Raw genomic sequence first — 5,295 nt, 5'->3', positions numbered from 1 at the left:
CGGGTGCCATCTCCAAGACGGTCAACCTGCCGGAGACGGCGACCGTCGAGGAGATCGAGGACGTGCACTTCCAGGGCTGGAAGCTCGGCCTCAAGGCACTCGCGGTCTACCGCGACAACTGCAAGGTCGGCCAGCCGCTGTCCGACGGTGCGGCGAAGACCGCCGACGCGCCCGCGGAGGCGGCCGTCGAGAAGGTCGTCGAGTACCGCGCGACCCGCAAGCGGCTGCCGAAGAAGCGCCCGGCGCAGATGACGTCCTTCGCGGTCGGCGGTGCCGAGGGCTACATGACGGCGTCGTCCTACCCCGACGACGGTCTCGGCGAGATCTTCCTGAAGATGTCCAAGCAGGGGTCGACCCTGGCCGGCGTCATGGACGCCTTCTCGATCGCGATCTCGATCGGCCTGCAGTACGGCGTCCCGCTGGAGACGTTCGTCTCGAAGTTCGTCAACATGCGCTTCGAGCCGGCCGGCCTGACCGACGACCCCGACGTCCGGATGGCCCAGTCGATCATGGACTACGTCTTCCGCCGCCTGGCGCTGGACCACCTGGACTTCGACACCCGCTCCGCCTACGGCATCTACTCCGCCGAGGAGCGGTCCCGCCAGCTCGAGACCGGGTCCTACCTCGCCGACGAGTCGGACGAGGAGGTCGAGGAGGAGCTCGAGACCCTGGCCCAGTCGGCGCCGGTGACCGAAGCGCCGACGACCGAGGCGAAGCCCGTCGACGCCGAGTCGGCCGCGGTCAAGGAGGCGCCGGCCCAAGCGCACTCGTCGGCCGAGCTGCTCGAGGTGATCACCGGCCAGGTGTCCGACGCCCCGCTGTGCATGACCTGCGGGATCAAGATGCGCCCGGCCGGCTCCTGCTACGTCTGCGAGGGCTGCGGCAGCACCAGCGGCTGCAGCTGACGCTCGGCACGGTCATCCGTCCCGGCCCCCCACGTGGGGCCGGGGCGGACCCGCGTCAGGGCTGCATCCGAGGGTCCTGCGTCGGGTCGGCGTAGACGGCCGGGCAACCGTGGCCGATCGCCTGCGGACGCAACTCGTAGTGCCAGGGTTCGTTGGCGTAGACCTCGCACAGTCCGTATCCGGCGCCGTGCACGGACAGCCATGTCATGGCACCGGCGGGCCCGATGTCGACACCGTCACCTGACACGTGCGGCGACGTGTCCGCGGTGGCGACCCAGCGCGCCGCCTCCTGCTCCGAGCCGTACCTCGAGACCGCATCACGAAGCAGCTGGTCCTGGTAGTCGGGTGACCGCCAGCCGCTGTTGACGTACATCACGACGCCGTCGCCGGCGGCATCCCTGGCCGCTCCGCGCAGGGCTCGGAGCAGGTTGGGGTCGAGGTTGCCCACACCGCGATACCCGTCATCGAAGACCGTCACGGCGTCCGGCAGGACGCCGTCATCCTCGGTGGCTGCCACACGGGGGTCGCCGCGAAGCAGATCGCCGAACGAGGCTGCGGAGGGTCCGGAGCGAGCGACCAGGACCGCGACGATGCCGGCCACGACGAGCAGGCCGACGGCCGTGGCGGACGGCCCGGACGACGCCCGGGACCTCGTCCCAGCTCCTAGCGGGTGACTCACACGGCAAGCCAAGGCGGTGGGCCGTTGTGCTCTCGTATCCGCATTTCCTTACGTCGGCGATTTGCGGCGGCTCGTAGCATCGAGCGCATGCGGGTGCTGGTCGTCGAGGATGAGCCCTACATGGCAGAGGCGATCCGCGACGGGCTGCGGCTGGAGGCGATCGCGGCCGACCTCGCCGGTGACGGCGACACCGCGCTGGCGCTGTTGAGCGTCAACGCCTACGACATCGCGGTGCTCGACCGGGACATCCCAGGGCCGTCCGGCGACGAGGTCGCCAGGAGCATCGTCGCCTCCGGCACCGGCACGCCGATCCTGATGCTCACCGCTGCCGACCGGCTCGACGACAAGTCGTCCGGGTTCGGGCTCGGAGCCGACGACTACCTCACCAAGCCGTTCGAGCTGCCCGAGCTCGTGCTGCGGCTCAGGGCGCTCGACCGCAGACGCGGGCACAACCGGCCACCGGTGCGGGAGGTGGCGGGCCTGCGTGTGGACCCGTTCCGCCGCGAGGTTCACCGCGACGGTCGCTACGTCGCGCTGACCAGGAAGCAGTTCGCCGTGCTCGAGGTCCTCGTCGCCGCCGAGGGCGGTGTCATCAGCGCCGAGGCGCTGCTGGAGCGGGCGTGGGACGAGAACGCCGATCCGTTCACCAACGCCGTGCGCATCACGGTCTCGGCCCTGCGCAAGCGGCTCGGCGAGCCGTGGCTCATCGTGACGGTGCCAGGTGTCGGCTACCGGATCGATACCGGACCGGCGGCCGCGTCCGGGACCGGAGCCGAGCGTGGATAGGGAGCCCGGATGGAGCGTGCGGCTCAAGCTCACGATCAGCTACGCCGGTTTCCTCATGGTCGCCGGCACCGTGCTGCTCGCGGTCGGGTACTTCTCTCTCTCGCGCGGCGCACACCCTGGCGTGATCTTCATGGTGCGCAACCACGCCGACCTCCTGCGCGCCTTTGCCCCGACAGCGGCCGTCGTGCTGGCCTTCCTGCTGGTGTTCGGTCTGGTGGGCGGGTGGATCCTCGCCGGCCGGATGCTCGCGCCGCTGGCCCGCATCACCGACGCCACCCGCACGGCTGCCAACGGGTCGCTCTCCCACCGGATCGAGCTGGCCGGCCGCAAGGACGAGTTCCGAGAGCTCGCCGACGCCTTCGACGCCATGCTCGCGCGGCTCGAGGCGCACGTCGCGGAGCAGCAGAGGTTCGCAGCCAACGCCTCCCACGAGCTGCGCACCCCGCTGGCGATCACGCAGACCCTCCTCGACGTCGCCCGCAACGATCCGGACCGCGACGGCGGTCAGCTCGAAGAGCGGCTGCGCGCCGTCAATGCACGGGCGATCGGGCTCACCGAGGCGCTGCTCCTGCTCAGCCGCAGCGATCAGCGCTCCTTCACCAAGGACCACGCCGACCTGTCCCTGATCGCGGAGGAGGCCACCGAGACCCTGCTGCCTCTCGCCGAGAAGTACGGCGTCACCATCCGGACCACCGGCGATCTCACGACCGTCCTCGGGTCGCCCGCCCTGCTGCTGCAGATGACCACGAACCTCGTGCACAACGCCATCGTCCACAACCTGCCCGCACACGGCACGGTGCGTGTCGCCACCAGGTGCGGCCCCGAGCACGTCGTGCTCACCGTCGAGAACACCGGCGACGCGCTCGCTCCGGCGCTGGTGTCGACCCTCACCGAGCCCTTCCAGCGCGGGACCGGACGCCAGCGCAGCGACGACTCAGGCGTCGGGCTCGGCCTTGCCATAGTCGAGAGCATCACCAAGGCCCATGACGGACAGCTCACGCTCACGCCGAGGTCTGCCGGGGGACTGCTCGTCAGGGTGCAGCTGCCGGTCGCGGCACCGCCTCCTGGACAGACGGCGACGCGGCGCAGCGCCCGGGCCGGGCACACGGCCGACAGGTACGACGAACCGGTGGGACCGCAGCAGGCGTCTTAGGGGCACAGTGGTTCCGACACCGGTCAGTCGCGGCGACGCACGGCCGCTGGTCTTGCGTGCGCGATCGCCTCGGCTGCCGTCGTCGCCGCTTCGGTGACTGACATCGGGAGCGACCGGTCGGAAGCCGTCGACCCGGTCGCGCCGTCGTCGAGCAGCCCGAAGCCGTCCACGTCGTCCACGGTGACCAGCCCGCAGGCCGAGCCGTTTACCGGTCCGGCGAGCTGGACGGCGTACACCTCGCGGGAGTACGGCTTCCGGATCGGCTATGCAGCTGGTCAGAAGTCGACCTCGGTGCGGCGCAGCGCGCTCTCCGGGTCCACCGCCGACAGGTAGCCCGCACCGGCCGGCCGCTTCTCGAAGTGCAGGTGGCAGCCGTCGGGCGCGGCCAGCTTCCCCGACCGGGCGACGACCTGCCCCGGTCGGACCCGCTCACCCGGCCGCACGAGCAGCCGTCGGGCGTGGCCGATGACGTAGTCGAAGCCCCCGGACCGGATCTTGAGCGGGTACCGGCCGTACGCCGGACCGACGTTCGGCTGCACGACGCGGCCCTTGACCGCGGACCGGATCCGGGTGCCGCACGGCATGAACATGTCGATCCCGTGGTGCTTGCCGGGGCGGGCCCGCGGACACGACGTGTCGCGCGGGTAGTACGGCGCACGCGTGCAGCCGAACGGGATCATCTCCTGCCAGGCACCCGCGTACCACGGCGAGGCGTAGTAGCGGTGGTCGCTCGTGTAGACCGTGTCCGGGTCGGGCGAGGGAGGGGTGTCCCCTGCCATTACCGCGGTCGCTCCCGGCCCGCTCGACACCGCAACGACGGCCACGAAGGCGACGCCGGCGACGACATGGCGGGCCAGGCCGCTTCTCCGCTCCGTCACACCGTGACAGTAGGCCTCGCGTCGGCGGTCGAGGTCACACCACCGATAGGGCAGAATTGGCTGATCACGGCGCCGGCCCCGGCGTCTCACGCCCGCGACACCCGGAGATCACCCACCGTGCCACTTCGCCGTCCTCTGATGCCGCTGCTGGCCGCAGCCCTCGTCGCCCTCCCCCTGCTCGGCGGTTCGCCGACCGCCAGCGCGGCGGGCACCGCGACGACCGGGCTCACGGTGACCAGCAAGGCGGCCGGGGCGACGGCCTGGCCGATCGCCGACCCGGTCAAGGTGACCGTCTCCGGCGGCACCCTGGTGTCGGCGACCCTCACCGGGGCTGACGGGCGGCAGGTCCGGGGCACCGCGGCGCCGACCACCTGGACGAGCACCGGCACGCTGGTTCCTCGCTCGACGTACACGCTCCACGCGGTCGCCGTCGACGCGCTGGGACAGCAGGCGGTCCTGCACGACACGCTGCGCACCGGCGCCCCGGCTCGGGTGCTGCGTGCCACGATCAGCCCGTCCGGCCGCACCGTCGGCGTCGGCCGGCCGCTCGTCGTGACGTTCAACCACGACGTACGTCGCAAGGCCGAGGTCGAGAAGGCACTGCGGGTCCGGACCAGCAAGGCGCTCGCTGCGGCCTCGTGGTCCTGGACGTCCGACCGCACGGTGCAGTTCCGTCCGCGCGGCTTCTGGCCCGCGTACACCCGGGTGTCGGTCGCCGCGGACCTGCGCAAGGTGCACGCCGGCCCCGGCCTGTGGGGCCTGCGCGACACCGACACCGGCTTCCGGGTAGGCCGTGCCTTCGTCATGCGGGTCTCGAACGCCAAGCACCGGATGGTCGTGCGCAAGGACGGCGAGACGATCCGCACGTTCGGCGTCTCGATGGGCAAGGCCGGA

General features: G+C 71.4%; 7 protein-coding genes. 4 read left to right on the top strand and 3 right to left on the bottom strand.

The genetic code is table 11. The features are described 5' to 3' along the window. Positions 1 to 905 (top strand): vitamin B12-dependent ribonucleotide reductase (locus tag VK640_03225; GenBank protein ID HTE72197.1); only part of this gene is annotated, 905 nt, incomplete at its 5' end. A 55-nt stretch (positions 906 to 960) separates the two neighbouring features. Here the strand turns inward: VK640_03225 and VK640_03220 are convergent. After that, positions 961 to 1,506, bottom strand: coding sequence for a M15 family metallopeptidase (locus VK640_03220; GenBank protein HTE72196.1), 546 nt, complete (start codon positions 1,504 to 1,506; stop codon positions 961 to 963). Between the two features lie 165 nt (positions 1,507 to 1,671). Here VK640_03220 and VK640_03215 point away from each other — a divergent pair, with 165 nt between their 5' ends. Then, positions 1,672 to 2,370, top strand: coding sequence for a response regulator transcription factor (locus VK640_03215; GenBank protein HTE72195.1), 699 nt, complete (start codon positions 1,672 to 1,674; stop codon positions 2,368 to 2,370). Beyond that, the gene (locus tag VK640_03210; GenBank protein ID HTE72194.1) at positions 2,363 to 3,523 is read left to right on the top strand and encodes a HAMP domain-containing sensor histidine kinase; all 1,161 of its coding nucleotides are present in this window, start codon (positions 2,363 to 2,365) and stop codon (positions 3,521 to 3,523) included. Before VK640_03215 ends, VK640_03210 begins: the two co-directional genes overlap by 8 nt. A gap of 23 nt (positions 3,524 to 3,546) precedes the next feature. On the opposite strand, the gene VK640_03205 is transcribed toward VK640_03210, so the two are convergent. Beyond that, a complete protein-coding gene (locus VK640_03205) occupies positions 3,547 to 3,759 on the bottom strand; it encodes a hypothetical protein (protein HTE72193.1) in 213 nt (70 codons plus the stop codon). A 39-nt stretch (positions 3,760 to 3,798) separates the two neighbouring features. After that, a complete protein-coding gene (locus tag VK640_03200; protein HTE72192.1) occupies positions 3,799 to 4,401 on the bottom strand; it encodes a M23 family metallopeptidase in 603 nt (200 codons plus the stop codon). A 138-nt stretch (positions 4,402 to 4,539) separates the two neighbouring features. Between VK640_03200 and VK640_03195 the strand changes: the two genes are divergently transcribed. Then, the coding region (locus VK640_03195; protein HTE72191.1) for an Ig-like domain-containing protein at positions 4,540 to 5,295 on the top strand (756 nt) is incomplete at its 3' end.

The sequence above is a fragment of the Actinomycetes bacterium genome (genome assembly GCA_035489715.1).
Lineage (GTDB): Bacteria > Actinomycetota > Actinomycetes > JACCUZ01 > JACCUZ01 > DATHAP01.
The sequence above is the reverse complement of the archived record's forward strand: the minus strand, read 5'-3'. Positions and strand labels throughout refer to the sequence as shown.

Bases quoted from the DNA above. Each gene is read 5' to 3' on its own strand.
- VK640_03215 (HTE72195.1), top strand. From the start codon at position 1,672: ATGCGGGTGCTGGTCGTCGAGGATGAGCCCTACATGGCAGAGGCGATC.